The sequence below is a fragment of the Promicromonospora iranensis genome (genome assembly GCF_028994805.1).
GTDB classification, from domain to species: Bacteria; Actinomycetota; Actinomycetes; order Actinomycetales; family Cellulomonadaceae; genus Promicromonospora; species Promicromonospora iranensis.
Window position 1 is genome coordinate 197,882 of record NZ_JAJQQP010000011.1, and the last position, 17,078, is coordinate 214,959.

Sequence of the window (17,078 nt, forward strand, 5' to 3'; positions counted from 1 at the left end):
TCACTTGTCCGCCGTGGCCGCTGTGGCCGCCGCGGCCTGCAGCTGCACGTCCAGCCCCTCGCGTCGCATCCGGGTGTCGATGTAGAGCAGGGCGATGACGCCGCCCAGGAACAGCACGCTCATCCCCCCGGTGATGACGTAGGTGATGCCGTAGCTGACCGCGAGGCCGGCGCCGCTCTGCATCACGATGAACAGGCTCAGGAGGAGGCTCACCGGCACGGCGACGATCTGGCCGATGACGCCGAGGATGAGCGAGGTCAGCAGGTAGATGCCGAGCACTCGCCAGAACGTGCCCCGCGTCAGCTTCCACGCACGCCGGCACGTCTCCCAGAAGCCGCCGCCCTCGACCGCGAGCGCCGGCGGGATGAGGACGACACGGGTGAACACCCAGACCGCGGCCACCAGGAGCAGGGCGAGCACGAGGAACCCGCTGATCACACCGAGCGTCGGGTCCACGAGGAAGAGCGCGGCGACGACCCCGACCGCCAGGGCATAGGCCAGGAGCACCGCGAGGGTACCCAGGAGCGAGAACCCGATCAGGAACCACGCGCGCTTGGCGGTGCGGGCCCAGGCGTCGGACACGGAGATCTTGCGCCCGATGACCGAGTCGCTGACGGAGATGGCCATGACGCCCATGGCGAGCGGTGTGGCGAGCGTCAGCAGCATCCCGGTGCCGAGCGCCGACCCGTAGGTCACGCCGAGCATGTCCTGCGTGAAGCCCAGGTCGTCGAAGACCGGGTCGGTCCCGACCTCGGCGAACAGGCTGCCGAACAGGTCGGTGAAGAGCGTGGTGAGGGGGATGCTGATCAGCGTGCCGACCGCGACGGCCGCGACGACGATGATCGCCGTCAGGCCCAGCGTCACGCCCGGGTTGTGCCGGACGGCGCCGAACGCGCCGTCGTACAGCTCGCCCAGGCTGAGCGGGCGCAGCGGGACGATGCCGGGCTTGTCGGCCGGCGGGCGGTAGCCGGGGACCTGCGAGGAGTACGGGGAGTACTGCCCGTACTGGCTCTGGCCGTACTGCGCCGCAGGCTCACCCTGGGGCGTCCCGTACTGCGGTGCGCCGTACTGGGGCTGGGCCGGGGCGGACGGCGCGGCGGGGTCGTACCCGGGCGCGTACTGACCGTACCGCGGCGGCTCGCCCCAGCCGGCGGGCTGGGACCCTGCGGGCTGCGGAGGCGTCGGCTGCGCCGGCTGGTCGGGTGCGCTCTCGGGCGTCGTCATGGGGGCGTGCTCCCGGGTGTCGTCTTGGGGTCGTGCCTGCGCGGCAACCCTAGTACGCGGGGCTGACAGCGGGCCGCGAAACTGGCCGGTGCGGCGGTGGCTCCGCGCAACTGTCACCCAGCCGTGACCACGGTGGCGCCCGCCTCGTGCTCGGCGAGGTCTCCGGTGGCTCCGGCGCGGACGGCGCGGCGGCCCAGGACGTACACGTAGGCCCAGAACCCGGCCAGCACGATCGCGCCGATCACGATCTTGAGCCACCAGTACATCTCCGACCCGGTGACGAAGCCCTCCACGAGTGCCGAGACGCTGAGCGCCGCCGCGAGCCCGATGGCCGTCGTGATCAGGGCGCGCCCCTCCGCGGCCATGGCGACGGACCGCTTGCGGGGCCCCGGGTCGATCAGGGTCCAGAAGATCCGCAGCCCCGCGGCGCCGGCGACGAAGATGCAGGTCAGCTCCAGCAGGCCGTGGGGTGCGATGAGCGTGAGGAACAGCTCGAGCTCGCCGTGGGCGGCCATCATGCCGCCGTAGGCGCCGATCTGGACGGCGTTCTGCCAGAGCACTATCAGCGGGAAGATGCCGGTGATCCCGCCACCGACGGCCTGCGCGGCGATCCACGCGTTGTTGGTGCCCACCACGGCGGCGAACCCGATACCGGGCTCGTAGTAGGACGCGAACGCCTCGTTCACGTACTCCTCCTGCGCGGCCGGCGGCATCAGCGAGTTCATCGCGTCGGTATCACCCGCGACGTGAATGCCGGCGACGATCGCCACGAGCAGGCAGGCCGCCGTCACCGCGTGCGACCACCAGCGGATCCGGTAGAACGCGGCGGGCAGCGACACCATCGCGAACCGCACCACCTCGCGCCAGGCGGGCTCGTGCGTGCCGGCGATCCGGGTCCGTGCCCGGTTCAGCACGTCCGACAGCCGAGTGACCAGCGCCGGGTCGGGCGCTGCCGACCGGACCGTCGAGAGGTGTGTCGCCACCGACTGGTACAGGCGCACCAGCTCGTCGGACTCGGCGCCGTCCAGGCGGCGCCGGGACGACAGCTCCTTGAGGCGGTCCCACTCTGCGGCGTGCACGGCGGTGAAGGCGTCGATGTCCACGGCGGTAGTCTGCCGCACAAGAGTTACGGCGTGCCCCTGAGAAACCCGACACCCGACCGGAGGAACCGTGCAGGACGGCATAGTCATCGGCGAGGGCGTGGTGCTGGACGCACGCCCCGCCTCGTTCATCACGCGTGGGATGGGCGCCATCCTCGACTTCCTGGTGATCGGCACGGTCCTCGTGATCGCGCTGGTCGTGGGCGGTATCTGGTTCTTCGAGAACGCCGCGATGGGCGCGGACATCGCGCAGGTCGTCTACGTGCTCGCGGCCGTCGTCTTCATGGTGGGCGTGCCCGTGACCGTCGAGACGCTGTCGCGCGGTCGGTCGCTCGGAAAGCTCGCCTGCGGTATCCGCGTGGTACGCGACGACGGCGGCCCGGTCCGGTTCCGGCACGCGCTGGTGCGCGCCCTGGCCGGCGTGATCGAGCTGTGGCTCACGCTCGGCGGCATCGCGGCCATCGCCTCGCTGGCCAACGCGAAGGGCAAGCGCCTCGGCGACCTCGCCGCCGGCACGTACGCCGTGCGGGTGCGGGGCGGCAAGCCGGCGTCGGCCCCGATCGTGATGCCCCAGTCCCTGGCCTCCTGGGCGCACACGGCGGACATGCGCCGCCTGCCGGACGGGCTGGCGCTGGCCGCCCGTCAGCTCCTGGGCCGCGCCGCCCGGCTCGCGCCCGAGTCCCGGGCCAGGCTCGGTGACGACCTCGCCGGGCAGGTCGAGCGCTACGTGGCGCCCGGGCCGCCGCCCGGCACCCACCCCGAGGCGTTCCTGCACGCCGTCCTCTCCGAGCGCCGTGAGCGCGAGCTCGCCGCCGGCCAGCGGGAGCGCAAGCGGGCCGAGGAACAGGCCGAGCTGCTGCACCGTCTCCCGTTCGCGGTGGCGGACCCGCCCCGCTGACGTCCCGCCCGCTGACACCCCGTGGCGCGCACGACGAGGGCGCGCACGGCCTCAGGACGTCCGTACGGCGGGCGCGTCGGCGGGCTTCGAGACGTACGAGCGCACGACCTCCCCACCACGCAGCAAGCCGGCCCGCACCGCCCGGCGCAACCGGGCCGACGCGGGTCGTTCGACCCCGTAGTGGATCCCCACGGCCAGGACGAGGCTCAGGGCGCCGGCGGCGAGGAGCGCGACCGTGCGCGTGGTCTCGGGGGCCAGCGTGTCGATCACCGCATACCCGAACTGCGTGTGGACCAGGTAGATCGGGTACGTCAGGGCGCCGCCGGTACCGAGCACCGCGGCCAACCGCCGGCGCGGGGCACCCCGACCCGGAATCGTCGTCGCCCAGACGGCGATCATGCTCGTCAGCATGACCGTCACGGCGAGGGCCGGGCTGACCGACACGCCCTGCATGTCGGCCGCCCGGTCGGCGGCCTCCAGGACGCGCTTCACGCACAGCGCGACTCCCCCGGCGAGCAGCACGCCGCTGACCAGCTCCCAGCCGTCGCGGTACACGAGGAACAGCAGCATGCCGACGGCGAAGTAGGGGGCGTAGTTCGCGACCAGCAGGTCGGCCAACCAAGGGGTCCCGGACTCCTGCGCCGCCCAGCCCGCCAGCGGCCAGATCGTGGCGAGTGCGAGAACCCGGTTGCGCGTGGGCGGACCGAACGCGAGCAGCAGCACCACGAGCAGGTAGAACTTGAGCTCGACCAGCAGGGTCCAGAAGACGACCTGGACGCCGGTGACCGCGAAGAGGTCCTGCACCATCGTGAGATTGACCAGGGTCTCGGTCAGGTTGGTCTGGCGGCCTCCGGACCACACCTGCTGCAGGCCCACCGTCAGCGCGATACAGGCCCAGTACGCCGGGAACAGCCGCCCCACGCGAGAGGCGACGAAGGCTGCGACCCCGCGGCCGTCCGCGCTGAGCAGGATCACGAACCCGGAGATCATGAAGAACAGCTCGACCGCGAGCCAGCCGTACCGCGTGATCTCGTTGAGCACCGGGAACACGTGGGCCGGGTCGGCACCCCAGTAGGACGCCGCGGTCGAGCCCGCCGTGAAGTGGTACAGCACGACGGCGGCGGCAGCTCCGAACCGCAGGCCGTCTATGCCCAGGAGCCGACCGGAAGAACTCCGGTCACCCGTGGTCACGGGGATTGCCTCGGGCAATTCAGCTGGTGTGCTCTTCAGGCTGGTCATCGCCGCAGACCTTAGATCACGGAACGATAACGGTCAAAGTTCACCCTACCAGAAGCGCGAGCAATACCTTCGCTGAGGAGTTCCAGTCGTATCCTGCGGCGCGGATCCGGGCGGCGGCGGATCGTTCGGCCCAGGTCCCGGGATCGTCGAGCTCACGGACCGCGGCGACGAACCCCGCGACGTCGTCCGGGTCGACGTACGCGCCCGCGTCCCCGCCGACCTCACGGAACACCGGGATGTCGCTGACCACGACGGGGGTACCGAGCGCCATCGCCTCCACGAGCGGGAGCCCGAAGCCCTCGTCACGGGACCCCGAGACCAGGGCCGAGGCACAGCGCAGCACGTCGCGGTAGACCTCGTCGGTCGCCCCGTCGTGGAACACGAGCGTGCCCTCGCCGGCGAGCCCGCGCAGCCGCTCCCGCTGCTCGGCCGTGACCGGGCTCATGAGGTGCAGCTCCCACCCGGGCAGCTGCGCCATGGCGCGCGCCGGCAGCTCGACGTTCTTGTACGGCATGAACGAGCCCATGTAGACGAGCGAACGGGTCCGGGCAGGGGCCGCCTGGCCGGCCGGCAGTTCCGGCACGGGGTCCGGCGCGTTCGGGACGACCGTCACCTCGTGTCGGGTCAGCCGGTGTCGCGCGATCAGGTCGCGCGTGGTCTCCGAGACCGTGACCACCGCGTCGGCCCGGTTCAGCAGCACCCGCTGCGGCCACCACGCGAGGTGGAAGGCCCGCCACAGCAGGCGCACGGCGGCCGGCAGGTTCCGGGGCGGCGTGGGGTGCCGGTAGTAGATGAGGTCGTGCAACGTCAGCACCACCCGGTAGTCACGCCCCCAGGTGCCCATGGTCTGCATCGGGCTGAACACGACGTCGGCGCCCGTGCGGCGCACCTGTCGTGCGACGAACGGCTCGCGCCAGCTCGTCGGCGCACTCACCAGGTGCCACGGCAGGCCGTCCGGCAGGTGGTCGAGCTGGCGTTCGTCGTCGACCAGCACCTCCACGGGGTGCAGCCGGGCCAGTGCGGTCACGATCCCCGCGGTGTACCGGCTGATGCCGTCGTGGCGACCGACCCGCAGATATCGGCAGTCGACGACGATCTTCACCTGATCTTCCTTCACTGTTCGTCCCGCCCGGCCCTGGTCTCCTCCAGGGCACCCAGGAACCCCGCGATCTCCCCCGCGACGACGTCCGGCGCCTCGTAGTGCGCCAGGTGTCCGACCCGCGGTACGACGACGAGCCGCCCGCGCGAGAACATCGCCTCCAGCACGCGCTGCGCGGGCAGCGGGGCGACGTCGTCGTTCTCCGACGCCACCAGCAGGGTCGGCAGGCCGATGGCCGGGGCATGGGCGGCGACGTCGGTCCCGACGGACGCGTGGAACGCCTCCAGCAGCGAGCGCCGGTCGGCGAAGCCCGAGAAGTACCTGTCGTGCTCCGCGTGGATCCAGCGCCGCAGGCTCCGGTCGCGGGTTGTGACCATCGCCACGCTCGCGATCCGAGTGAACAGTTGATGACGCAGAAGTGCCGTCCCGATGACCTCCGGGAGCGCCGCGGCCAGCCGGTGCACCCCCACCGTCACGGCGCTCAGCACCCGCCGGGGCCCCGCGAGCGCCGCCGTCGCGATCGGGTTGACCAGGACGAGACCTCGCACGACGGGTGCGTCGGACGCCGCGATCGTCGCGGCCGCGACGATCGACCCGAAGGAGTGACCGGCCAGCAGGACGTCCCCCCTGGGTCGTACGGCATCCCCCTCCGGTATGACGGCGGCCAGCAGCTCGCCTGTCCAGGCGGCGTAGCCGGCGACGTCGTGCATGCCGTCGCGGAGCGGTGCCGAAGCACCGAACCCCGGCAGGTCCGGCACCCATACCTGCAGGTCAGGGCGTTGCAGCAGGAGATTCGCGACGATCGGCTCCAGGCCGTGGTGGTCGCCGCGGAGGCCGTGCAGGAACACCAGCCGGTGCGGTGCGGCGGGGTCGCCGTACACCCGGACGTGCGCGTGGACACCCCGGATCTCCCGGTCCTCGTCGCGCACGGAGGTGCCCGCGACGAGGTCCGCGTACGGTGCCTTCTGCGTGGGCACGTGCGGTGCGTGGGGCCCTGCCCCGTGCGGCGGCGCGGTGCGGCGACGCGGGTGCGTGTCGGTGTTCATCGCGCTGACCCTAAGCACGTGAGCGACCGCCGCGGGAGGGGTCCGACAAAGATGGGGGTAAACCCCCATCCGATTCCGGGGGGAAACCTGGTGGCGGAGAAGGCCGTCCTTACGTCACCGTTGACCCATGCCAGCCATAGCGGTCGCCCTCGCCGTCCTCGGCGCCGCCCTGTTCGCCGGCGCTGCGGTACTGCAGCATCGCGAGGTCGCCGACCTCTACGGGCAACCACTCCCCCGCGAACGTGTCCTGTCCCTCCGCCGTCTCGCCAGGATCGCCCGTCGGCCCGGCTGGCTGGCCGGGTTCGGGCTCGCGGCCGGCGGCACGATCGTGCACGCCGTGGCGCTGGCGCTCGCGCCGCTCCGTCTGGTCCAGCCGATCGGCGTGCTCGCCGTCCCGGTGGCGGTGCTGCTCTCCTCGCTCGGGTCGCGGCGTGCGCCCGGCCGCAGCGTGCTCCTCGGTGTCGCCCTGACCATGGCCGGTGTCGCGGTCTTCGTCGGGGCCTCGGTGGGCGCCACGACGGGCGACGCGCCACCGCCCGGATCGACCCTGCCCACGGTCCTCGTCGTCGGCGCCGTCGTCGTCGGGCTGGGCGCATGCGGTCTGGCGGTCGGCGGATGGCTGCGCTGCATCGCCTGCGCGACGGCGGGAGCCACCGCGTTCGGCCTCCTCTCCGCGCTGATGCGCGTGATCTTCCAGGAGCTGGCGACCGGCAACGCCCTCTGGTACGAGCCGCCCGTGCTCGGTGCGGCGGCGAGCGCCGTCGCCACCCTGGTCGTGGGCGGCTGGCTGGTGCAGCAGGCCTACCCCTCTGGCCCGCCGGAGGTGGTGGTCGCGTGCCTCACCGTCGTGGACCCGATCGTGGCCGTGCTCCTCGGCGCGGTGCTCCTCGGCGAGGGCGCCGGCACGCCCCTCGCCACCTGGTTCCTCCTCGGCGGTGCGGCGCTCGCCGCCTCCGCCGGGGTCTTCGTCCTTGCTCGGCTTCACCCAGACGCCGTCGCGGCCCGCGCGGCGCGTTCCACCCCTTCGAGACTTCCCGAACCATCGAGAGGTACAGCACAGTGAACCTGCCTGGTACTCCCCGCACGATCTTGATCGGCGCCGATACCTACCCGCCTGCCGTCAACGGTGCCGCCCGGTTCGCCGGCAGCCTGGCCACCGGCCTGGCCCGCCGCGGGTACGAGGTGCACGTCGTCGCGCCGTCGCCGACCGGCCGCCCCGTGCGCGAGGTGCGCGACGGCGTCGTCCTGCACGGGCTGCGTTCCAGCCGCTACCCGACGCACCACAACCTGCAGATCTCCCTGCCCTGGGAGACCCGCCGGGCGGTCACGGAGGTCCTCGACGAGATCCAGCCCGACGTCGTGCACACCAACGGCAGCTTCATCGTCGGCCGTGCCCTGGTCGAGGCCGCGCACCGTGCGGACCTCCCCCTGGTGGCCACCAACCACCTGATGCCCGAGAACCTGGTCGGCTACCTGCTGGTGCCCAGCTCGATGCACCGCACGGTCGGACGCTGGCTCTGGCAGGACATCGGCCGCGTCTACGCGAAGGCGGACGTCGTCACGGCACCCACCCCGCGCGCCGTCGACCTGCTCGCGCAGCACGCCGGGCTCACCCACGCGATCCCGGTCTCCAACGGCATCGACACCGACCGGTACACCACCACCGTCCGGGACGGCCGCACCGAGCCGACGGTCCTGTTCGTCGGTCGTCTGGACCAGGAGAAGCGGGTCGACGAGATCATCCGGGCGTTCGCCCTCCTCCCCGCGGACCTGCCCGGTCGCCTCGAGATCGTCGGCACCGGCGTGAAGGCCGACGAGTGGACCGCGCTCGCCGCGTCCTCCGGCGTGTCGCACCGCGTCCGCTTCCGCGGCTACGTGCCCGACGACGAGCTGCTGACCGCCTACTCCGACGCCGACGTGTTCTGCATGCCCGGCGTGGCCGAGCTGCAGAGCCTGGTGACCCTCGAGGCGATGGCCTCGGGTCTGCCGGTGGTCGCCGCGGACGCGATGGCGCTGCCCCACCTGGTGCGCCCCGGCGTCAACGGCTGGCTCTACACCCCGGGTGACGTGCGCGAGCTGGCGAACCGGCTCGGCGACCTCCTGGCGGACGCCGGCCTGCGCCGCCGCATGGGTGCGGCCAGCCGGGAGCTCGTCGCGGCGCACGCCGTGGACGACACCCTGGACGCGTTCGAGGCCATCTACGACAAGGTCCGGAGCATGCGCGAGACCGCCGCGGCAGCCTGACCCGCCCCCGCCGAAGCAGGACCGTGGCGAGACCGAACTGCAGCTCCGCGCTGGTTCTGTCTCGCCACGGTCCTGCTTCGGCGCCGCGGGGTCACCCGCCCAGGAGCGGCGTCACCGCCTTGACGAGCTCGTTGCCGCCGAGCACCAGGAACATCACGGCGACCAGGACGAGGATCACGTTGATCCACCACCGGTTGCGCCACTGCGGCGGCACCGCCTTCGAGTTCATGAGGATCAGCAGCGTCAGCGCGAGGAACGGCATGAACAGCGAGCCCAGCGCGCCGTAGATCACCACGAGCAGGATCGGCCGGTCGAGGAACAGCAGCGCCATCGGCGGGAACGTCAGCCACAGGATGTACGTCCGGTAGTACGTGCCGCCCGCGCCGCGGCGGCGGTCGTCGCTCGGGAGGTTGCGCATGGTGGCGACGAAGTCCGCGAACATGAGCGAGACGCCGTGCCAGACGCCGAGCATCGACGAGAACGTGGCGGCGAAGAACCCCACGAGGAAGAGCGGTGCCATGAAGGCCCCGTACCGCTGCGAGAGCACGTCGGCGAGGTCGACGAGCCCCTCTTCGCCGTCGGCCACGGCCATGCCCGCGGAGTACAGCAGCTCGGCGCCCACGATCAGCATGGACACCACGAAGATGCCCGACATGACGTACGCGAACGCGTTGTCGATCCGCATGACACGCATCCAGCGGGGCGTGTCCCAGCCCTTCTCGGCGAGCCAGTAGCCGTAGGCGGCCAAGGTGATCGTGCCGCCGACGCCGCCCGCGAGGCCCAGCGTGTTCAGCACCGCGCCCTCGGGGATGACCGGGACCAGGCCTGCGGCGATCTCACCGAGGTTGGGCGTGGTCAGCAGCGCCGAGCCGACGACGGTGACGAACATGACCCCGATGAGGACCGCCATCACGTTCTCGAACGGCTTGTACTTGCCGAACCAGACGAGCAGCAGCCCGGCGACGCCGGAGAGCATCGCCCAGTACCGCACGTCGATCCCTGGGAGCAGGCCGTTCAGCGCGAGGCCGGTGCCCGACATCGCGGCGGCACCGAAGCTGAAGCCCCACACCACCACGTAGATGCCGAAGTAGACGACCGCCCAGAGACCCAGCGACTTCCAGCCGTCGAAGATGGTGCGACCCGTCGCCAGCGACCAGCGGCCGGCGCCCTCGACGAGCACGATCTTGATGACCACGCCGAGGATCACCGCCCACAGCAGTGCGTACCCGTAGTTGCTGCCCGCGACCATGGTGGCGACGAGGTCGCCCGCGCCGATACCGGTCGCGGCGACGATGAGGCCCGGGCCGACGACCTTCCAGCGTGGCTTCTCGAGGGGTCCGTCCTGCCCGGCGGCGGCCCTGCCGCCCGACGCGGACGCCCCCTCGCTCAACCCTTGTGAAGTGACCTCATTGTCCTTTTCCATGGCGAGACTGTACTCAGGCTTTCACCCGCCGGAAAAGGACACGCCCGCGGCCCGTCCCGCCGGGTGGGCAGGTCGGGCCGCGGGCGCGGGCGGGAGCTGGGGACCTACAGCAGGCCCTGCTCCGTCAGCCAGTCCTCGGCCACGTCCGCGGGCTGCTCCAGGTCGACGGAGACGCGCTCGTTGAGCATGGTCATCTCCTCCTGGGTGAGCGCGGCGGCGATCGGGTCGAAGATCTCGTCGAGCTGGTCGCCGTACTGCTCGTAGACCTCCTCGCGGAAGACAGGGCTCGGGTTGTACAGGGGGAAGAACCCCTTGTCGTCCTCGAGCACGGTCAGGTCCAGCGAGGCCACGCGGCCGTCAGAGGTGAACACCTCACCGAAGTTGCAGGGGTCCTGCGCGTCCGCCGCCGTGTACACGAGCGCGGTGTCGAGCACCGTGACGTCGTCCGTCGCGAACTCGAACCCGTAGGTCTCCTCCAGGCCCGGCAGGCCGTCGTCCCGGGTCGAGAACTCGTTCTCGACGCACACCGTCGCGGCGTCCGGGTCGTCCTGGGCGAGGGTGGCCAGGTCGGAGAGCGTGGTGGGGTTGCCCAGCTCCTCGGCGGCCTCGGTCGGGAACGCGAGCGCGTAGGTGTTGTTGAACTCCGCCGGCTGCATCCAGACCAGCTGGTTCTCCTCGAGGTCGCGGTCGCGCACGGCCTCGTACTGCTCGATGCGGTCCGGGATCGCCTCGGTCTCGCCGAAGAAGCTGATCCAGGCGGTGCCGTTGTACTCCCAGTAGGTGTCGATGTCACCGGAGGTCAGCGCGGCGCGCGCCGCGTCGGTGCCGCCGAGGTTGATCTGGTCGTCGACCTGGGCGCCGGCGTTCTCCAGCGCGAGCTTGGTGATGTTGCCCAGGACGAGCTGCTCGTCGAAGTCCTTGGACCCCACGACGATGTCGGCGCCGTCGAGGGCGCCGCCGGTCGCGGACCCGCCGCCGTCACCCCCGCCGCACGCGGCCAGCCCGAAGGACAGCGTGACGACGCCTGCCGTGGCAAATACCTTTTTCATGCGCATTGATGCTCCTTTCCAGAGCGTTGTTCGTCGAGGATGCTGCTCCGCGCGAGGCCCGCTCACGGGCCTCGCGTCACAAGCCCCGGGGGGCGAGCAGCCGGCCGAGAGCCCCGGCCAGGTAGTCGACCAGCAGCGCCAGCGCCGAGACCAGGACCACGCCCGTGATGAGCACGGGCGTGCGGTTCAGCGTGATGCCGTTGTAGACGATGAAGCCGAGCCCGCCCTGGCCGAAGAACGTCCCGAGGGTCGCGGTGCCGACGTTGATGATCAGGGCGGTGCGGATGCCGGCGATCATGACCGGGAAGGCCAGCGGCAGCTCGACCCTGAGGAGCACCTGCAGCGGCGACATCCCCATACCGCGCGACGCCTTGACGGCCGTGCGGTCCACCTGCTCCAGACCCACCATGGTGTTGCGCAGGATGGGCAGCATCGAGCAGGCCACGAGGCCGATGATCATGGGCCAGAAGCCCAGCGAGGTCCACAGGATCACGATGGTGATCAGCCCGAACGACGGCACCCCCTGGCCGATGTTCGCGACCCCCAGCACCGCGGGCACCACCGGGCGGGCGAACGGTCGTGACAGGAGGACTCCGAGCGGGATCGCGAGCACGATCACGATGGCCGTGGAGACCGCGGTCATGTGCAGGTGCTCGAGCGTGCTCCGCGTCAGCTGTTCGGCGTTGAGGGTGCGCCGCTCGATGGTGTCCAGCTCGAGCGAGCCCACCCACAGGTAGGTGGCGCCCAGGATCACGGCGAGCAGCACCGGCATGCCGAACCAGCTCAGCCGGGAGCCACCACGTCGCGGCACGGCGCGGTCCGACGCTCCGGTCGCCCGGGTGGCGAGTGCGGTGTCCGCCATCAGCGCGCCTGACCGTCGGCCGGCTGCTGGGCGAGCTTCTGGGCGAGGTGGAACCGCTCGTACTCGTCCCGGACCGTCCGGACCACGGTCATGATCGTCTCCAGGTCCACGATCCCCTGGTAGGCCCCCGACCCGTCGACCACCACCGTGCAGCCCACGTTGGACGCGATGAGCTCGTCGAGCGCGTCCGCCAGCGTCGCATGGGGCTCGACGATCGCCTCGACGGGCAGGCCCACCTCGGCGAGCACCGCGCCCTGGTCGGCGCGGGCCAGATCACGGCTGGTGACCCACCGGGCGGGGCGGCCGGCCGCGTCGAGCAGCAGCAGGGACGTCCAGCTGGACGCCAGCAGCGCGGCGCGCACCTCGGCCACGGGTGCCGAGACGCTCGCCGTCGGCGCGTCCGTCGCCATCTCGATGTCCCGCACGCGGCTGAGGTTCAGCCGCTTCAGCGAGGCGCCCGTCCCGATGAAGTCCGACACGTAGTCGTCGGCCGGGCTCGTGAGCAGGTTCTCCGGGGTGTCGTACTGGGCGATGTGCGACTGGTTGCGCAGCACGGCGATCCGGTCGCCCATCTTGAGTGCCTCGTCGATGTCGTGCGTGACGAAGATGATGGTCTTGCGCACCTGCTGCTGCAGCCGGAGGAACTCGTTCTGCAGCCGCTCGCGCGTGATCGGGTCGATGGCGCCGAACGGCTCGTCCATGAGCATCACGGGCGGGTCCGCCGCGAGCGCCCTGGCGACGCCCACGCGCTGGCGCTGCCCGCCCGACAGCTCCTTGGGGTAGCGCCCGCGGTACGTCGCCGGGTCCATGCCGACCATCTCGAGCAGCTCGTCGACCCGTGCGGCGATCCGGGCCTTGTCCCAGCCGAGCAGCTTGGGCACGGTACCGACGTTCTGCGCGATGGTGCGGTGCGGCAGCAGCCCGGTCTCCTGGATCACGTACCCGATGTGCCGGCGCAGCTCGTCCGGGTTCGTGTGGGTCATGTCCTTGCCGTCGATGAGGATCCGGCCCGACGTGGGCTCGATGAGCCGGTTGATCAGCTCCATCGAGGTGGTCTTGCCGCAGCCGGAGGGGCCGACGAGCACCGTGATCTCGCCCTCGTCGACCGTGAGCGTGAGCCCGTCCACCGCTGCCTCCGCGGTGCCGGGGAACCGCTTGGTGAGGCCCACGAGCTCGATCATCGGCTTGGCGCCGGACCTCGCCGGGTCGGCCTGCGTCAGCGTGTCGGTGGTGGTCATCGGATACCTCGCGAGATGGTGAGTCGACGGATCAGGACGAAGGCGGCATCGAGCAGGAGTGCCAGCACGATGACGCCGAGCGTGCCGCCGTACACGAGGTTGGGGGCGCTCGCGTTGCCCTGGGAGCGCAGGCCGCGGAAGATCTCGGTACCGAGACCGGGACCGCCCACGAGGGCGGCGATCGCCGCGATGCCGACGACGACCTGCGTGGAGACGCGGATGCCGGTGAGGATCACCGGCCAGGCCAGCGGCAGCTCGACCCTGAGCAGCCGCTGGTAGCCGGTCATCCCCATGCCCTGCGACGCCTTGACCACCGCGGGGCTCACCGAGGCGAGGCCGGTGGCCGTGTTGCTCACGATCGGCAGCAGTGCGTAGAGGCTGAGGGCCGCGACAGCGGGTGGCGCCCCGATGCCGAACACCGGGATGAAGATCGCGAACAGCGCGAGCGACGGCAGTGTCAGGAAGAACCCCGCGGTGCTGAGGATCGGGTTGCGCAGAAGCTTGTTGCGGTGCGCCACGATCCCGAGGGGCAGGCCCACGACCAGCGCGATCCCCATCGAGATGAGGACCAGGTTGAGGTGTTCGAGACCGAGCTCGAGAAGGTTGTCATAGTTGCGCGTCAGGTATTCGGTAAAGGTCACAAAGGCTCGTTACGTAGGGGGTGCTGCGGCCGGCCGCGTGGCAGCCCGCGCAGCGCCACCGTACGGGCGGTCGGCGCGCCGAATGGTCAGATGACCGTCTGCAGGCCGATCTGTGACCCGATCGTAAGGTGTGGTCCAGCGCGGTCACGTGCTGCCCCGGAGCCGGGAAGCGCCCGGGAAGCGACGCTGGGAACGGCGGCGTGGGCAGCGTGGGTACGGGACCGCCACACACCGCATACGCCGCGGCCGCGGCGACCATGGTTGTATGCGGTCGTCCCCCGTCAGCCTCGGATTGGATCCTCTCCGTGCACGCTCCGTCGTCGGCCACGTCCAGCGCCTCGTCCTTCACCCCGCCCGTCGGCCCCGCCACGCGGCCCGACCTCCAGGGCACGTTCGGCATGGTGGGCTCCACCCACTGGATCGCCACCGCGAGCGCCCAGGCCGTGCTCGAACGGGGCGGCAACGCGTTCGACGCGGCGGTCGCCGGGGCGTTCGTGCTGCACGTCGTGGAGCCGCACCTCAACGGGCCGGGCGGCGACATGACCGGCGTCTTCGTCACCGCTGACGCGCCGTCGGCCCCGCGTGTGCTGATGGGCCAGGGACCGGCGCCCGCCGGCGCCACCATCGAGCACTTCCGGTCCGAGGGGCTCGACCTCGTCCCGGGCTCCGGCGCCCTCGCGGCGGCGGTGCCGGGCAGTGTCGACGCCTGGCTCCTGCTCCTGCGCGACCACGGCACGTGGGACCTCGGCGACGTCCTCGCGTACGCCGTCGGGTACGCCCGCGACGGCCATCCGGTGCTCGGCCGGGTCAGCGCCACCCTCTCGATGGTGGCCGACCTGTTCCGCGACCACTGGCCCACCTCGGCCGCCCGCTGGCTGCCCGACGGCGAGGTCCCCGCGCCCGGGGCGGTCGTCACCAACCCGGAGTACGCGGACCTGCTGGACGCCGTCGTCGCGGCGGGCTCCGGTGCGGCGGACCGCCGTCAGGCGATCGACCGGGCCCGGGCCGCCTGGCGCGAACGCGTGGGCACCGCCGTGGAGGCGTTCGTCAGGACGCCGCACCGGCACGCCGACGGCGGCGACCACGCGGGTGTCATGACCGCCGCCGACATCGCCGGCTTCGAGGCGTCCTACGAGGACGCGTGCACCGCGACGTTCCGCGGGTACACCGTCGCCAAGACCGGAGCCTGGGGGCAGGGCCCGGCTCTGCTGGCCGCGCTCAAGATCCTCGAGGGGTTCGACGACGCGGCCCTCGACCCGTCGACCGAGATCGGCGCGCACACGGTCCTCGAGGCGCAGAAGCTCGCGATGGCGGACCGCGACGTCTGGTACGGCGACCCCGCCGGGGACGACGTGCCGCTGACGTACCTCCTCGGCGAGGACTACGCGGCTCGCCGCCGGGCGCTGATCGGCGACACCGCGAGCCGCGAGGTGCGCCCCGGCGACGTGCCCGGCCGCCCGACACCGCCCCTGCCGGCCCTGCGCACCGAGTACGCCACCAGCGCCCCGGCCGGCTCGCTGCCGGGTGCGCCGACCGGTGGCGCGGCCGCGGGCGTCGGCGAGCCCACGGTCCCGGTGGCCGAGCCCGTCGAGACCCCGGACTCACCGGACCACACCGGCGCCACCCGCGGCGACACCTGCCACATCGACGTCGTGGACCGCTGGGGCAACATGGTCTCGGCGACGCCGTCGGGCGGCTGGCTGCAGTCCTCCCCCACCGTCCCCGGCCTGGGCTTCTGCCTGGGCACGCGGCTGCAGATGACCTGGCTGGACGAGGCGTCGCCGTCGGCCCTGGTGCCCGGACGGCGGCCGCGGACCACGCTCACGCCCACGCTCGTGCTGCGCGACGGTGAGCCGCTGATCGCGCTCGGCTCGCCGGGCGGTGACCAGCAGGACCAGTGGCAGCTCCTGTTCCTCCTGCGGGTGCTCGTCGGCGGGTACACGCCGCAGCAGGCGATCGACGCCCCGGCCCTGCACACGACGTCGTTCCCCGGCTCGTTCTGGCCCCGCACCTGGACCCCGGGCGGCGCGGTGGTGGAGGACCGGCTCGGCGACGACGTCATCGCGGGCCTGGAACGCCGTGGGCACGTCGTGACCCGGGCCGGTGACTGGGCGCTCGGCCGCCTGTCCGCCGTGACCCGCGACCCGGCCACCGGGCTGCTGGGCGCCGCCGCCAACCCGAGAGGGGCACAGGGATACGCCGCAGGACGCTGACGCGGGTCCCGGCCGCACACCGTCGTGCCGGCCCGGACGCCGTTACCGTGGGACGGTGACCACGAAGAGGTTCCCCCAGCGCGTCTACCGTGACGGCAAGGAGCCTGACCCCCGGTTCAGCCTCGCCAACGAGCGCACGTTCCTGGCCTGGCTGCGCACGGCGCTCGGGATGTACGCGGGTGCGTTCGCCCTCGAGGCGCTCTCGCTGCCGGCCTCGACCGGCTGGCGGGTCGCCGCAGCAGGCCTCTTCCTCGTCCTCGGCACGGTCGCCGCGATCCAGGCCTGGCTCGGCTGGTCCGCCACGGAGACGGCGCTGCGCCGGGGCCGGCCCCTGCCCGGCCTCGCCGTCGGCGGGCTGCTCGTCGTGGGCATCGTCGTGGCGGTCGCACTGGTCACCATCGGGCTGTTCGTATGAGCCGGACGGCCGACGAGGACAGCGTCTACGACCCCGGGCTGCAGACCGAGCGCACCCTGCTCGCCTGGCGCCGCACGTGCCTCGCCTTCGGGATCGTCAGCCTGGTCGCCATGCGGTTCACCGTCGATGCGGCCGGAGTCCTCGCCGTCTTCGCGGGCGTCGTCGGTGCGGGTCTGGCGGTCGCCGCGTACATCGCCGCCGCCATCGGCTACCGCCGGGCCAACACGGCACTGCGCAGCACCGGCTCGCTCGACCACGGAGCAGCGCCCATCGCCCTGGCCACCGCCGCCGCACTGGTGCTCGGCATCGCGTGTGCGGCATACCTGGTCCTGAGCACGCTCGCCGGCTGACTCCCGTCCGCACCGACCCCGACACACTGCATGCCAC

16 protein-coding genes are annotated in these 17,078 nt (G+C 72.0%); 6 read left to right on the forward strand and 10 right to left on the reverse strand.

From position 1 onward, the window contains the following. Both LUM46_RS19385 and LUM46_RS19390 read right to left on the reverse strand, forming a co-directional pair. Entirely contained in the window at positions 1–1,224 is a 1,224-nt protein-coding gene (locus tag LUM46_RS19385) for a hypothetical protein (RefSeq protein WP_274996184.1), read from the reverse strand. Positions 1,225–1,337: 113 nt separating this feature from the next. Continuing rightward, positions 1,338–2,327, reverse strand: a complete 990-nt coding sequence (locus LUM46_RS19390; protein WP_274996186.1) for a stage II sporulation protein M — start codon at positions 2,325–2,327, stop codon at positions 1,338–1,340. Positions 2,328–2,394: 67 nt separating this feature from the next. Between LUM46_RS19390 and LUM46_RS19395 the strand changes: the two genes are divergently transcribed. Continuing rightward, on the forward strand, positions 2,395–3,222 hold the full coding sequence (locus LUM46_RS19395; protein ID WP_274996189.1) for an RDD family protein: 828 nt from the start codon (positions 2,395–2,397) through the stop codon (positions 3,220–3,222). 51 nt (positions 3,223–3,273) lie between these two features. Here LUM46_RS19395 and LUM46_RS19400 read toward each other — a convergent pair whose 3' ends face one another. Genes LUM46_RS19400 through LUM46_RS19410 form a run of 3 tightly spaced genes read right to left on the reverse strand, consistent with a single transcriptional unit; the run spans position 3,274 to position 6,606 of the window. Continuing rightward, the gene (locus LUM46_RS19400) at positions 3,274–4,461 is read right to left on the reverse strand and encodes an acyltransferase family protein (protein WP_274996190.1); all 1,188 of its coding nucleotides are present in this window, start codon (positions 4,459–4,461) and stop codon (positions 3,274–3,276) included. Between the two features lie 40 nt (positions 4,462–4,501). Then, positions 4,502–5,563 carry a glycosyltransferase family 4 protein gene (locus LUM46_RS19405; RefSeq protein WP_274996191.1) on the reverse strand — a complete coding sequence of 354 codons (1,062 nt, stop codon included), beginning with the start codon at positions 5,561–5,563 and terminating at the stop codon, positions 4,502–4,504. Between the two features lie 11 nt (positions 5,564–5,574). Then, the gene (locus LUM46_RS19410; RefSeq protein ID WP_274996192.1) at positions 5,575–6,606 is read right to left on the reverse strand and encodes an alpha/beta fold hydrolase; all 1,032 of its coding nucleotides are present in this window, start codon (positions 6,604–6,606) and stop codon (positions 5,575–5,577) included. 127 nt (positions 6,607–6,733) lie between these two features. Here LUM46_RS19410 and LUM46_RS19415 point away from each other — a divergent pair, with 127 nt between their 5' ends. Together LUM46_RS19415 and LUM46_RS19420 are read left to right on the forward strand one after the other, a co-directional pair. Beyond that, complete coding sequence (locus LUM46_RS19415; RefSeq protein WP_274996193.1) at positions 6,734–7,669, forward strand: DMT family protein; 936 nt, start codon at positions 6,734–6,736, stop codon at positions 7,667–7,669. Continuing rightward, positions 7,666–8,850, forward strand: coding sequence for a glycosyltransferase (locus LUM46_RS19420; RefSeq protein WP_274996194.1), 1,185 nt, complete (start codon positions 7,666–7,668; stop codon positions 8,848–8,850). The genes LUM46_RS19415 and LUM46_RS19420 overlap by 4 nt, the downstream gene beginning before the upstream one ends. A 91-nt stretch (positions 8,851–8,941) precedes the next feature. On the opposite strand, the gene LUM46_RS19425 is transcribed toward LUM46_RS19420, so the two are convergent. From LUM46_RS19425 to LUM46_RS19445, 5 genes are all read right to left on the reverse strand, one after another. After that, positions 8,942–10,273 (reverse strand): Nramp family divalent metal transporter, encoded by a 1,332-nt coding sequence (locus LUM46_RS19425; protein WP_274996195.1) that lies wholly within the window; start codon positions 10,271–10,273, stop codon positions 8,942–8,944. 104 nt (positions 10,274–10,377) lie between these two features. Beyond that, on the reverse strand, positions 10,378–11,322 hold the full coding sequence (locus tag LUM46_RS19430; RefSeq protein ID WP_274996196.1) for a glycine betaine ABC transporter substrate-binding protein: 945 nt from the start codon (positions 11,320–11,322) through the stop codon (positions 10,378–10,380). 76 nt (positions 11,323–11,398) lie between these two features. After that, positions 11,399–12,184 (reverse strand): ABC transporter permease, encoded by a 786-nt coding sequence (locus LUM46_RS19435; protein WP_274996199.1) that lies wholly within the window; start codon positions 12,182–12,184, stop codon positions 11,399–11,401. Continuing rightward, positions 12,184–13,422: a betaine/proline/choline family ABC transporter ATP-binding protein gene (locus LUM46_RS19440; protein WP_274996200.1), complete on the reverse strand. Its 1,239-nt coding sequence runs from the start codon at positions 13,420–13,422 to the stop codon at positions 12,184–12,186. The genes LUM46_RS19435 and LUM46_RS19440 overlap by 1 nt, the downstream gene beginning before the upstream one ends. Next, positions 13,419–14,063: an ABC transporter permease gene (locus tag LUM46_RS19445; RefSeq protein WP_274996203.1), complete on the reverse strand. Its 645-nt coding sequence runs from the start codon at positions 14,061–14,063 to the stop codon at positions 13,419–13,421. The genes LUM46_RS19440 and LUM46_RS19445 overlap by 4 nt, the downstream gene beginning before the upstream one ends. Before the next feature lie 398 nt (positions 14,064–14,461). Here LUM46_RS19445 and LUM46_RS19450 point away from each other — a divergent pair, with 398 nt between their 5' ends. From LUM46_RS19450 to LUM46_RS19460, 3 genes are read left to right on the forward strand one after another with little or no spacing between them, the layout of a single operon-like run. Then, on the forward strand, positions 14,462–16,276 hold the full coding sequence (locus tag LUM46_RS19450; RefSeq protein WP_274996281.1) for a gamma-glutamyltransferase family protein: 1,815 nt from the start codon (positions 14,462–14,464) through the stop codon (positions 16,274–16,276). A 55-nt stretch (positions 16,277–16,331) separates the two neighbouring features. Next, a complete protein-coding gene (locus LUM46_RS19455) occupies positions 16,332–16,691 on the forward strand; it encodes a YidH family protein (protein ID WP_274996204.1) in 360 nt (119 codons plus the stop codon). Then, a complete protein-coding gene (locus LUM46_RS19460) occupies positions 16,688–17,041 on the forward strand; it encodes a DUF202 domain-containing protein (protein ID WP_274996205.1) in 354 nt (117 codons plus the stop codon). Before LUM46_RS19455 ends, LUM46_RS19460 begins: the two co-directional genes overlap by 4 nt. Positions 17,042–17,078: the final 37 nt, after the last annotated feature.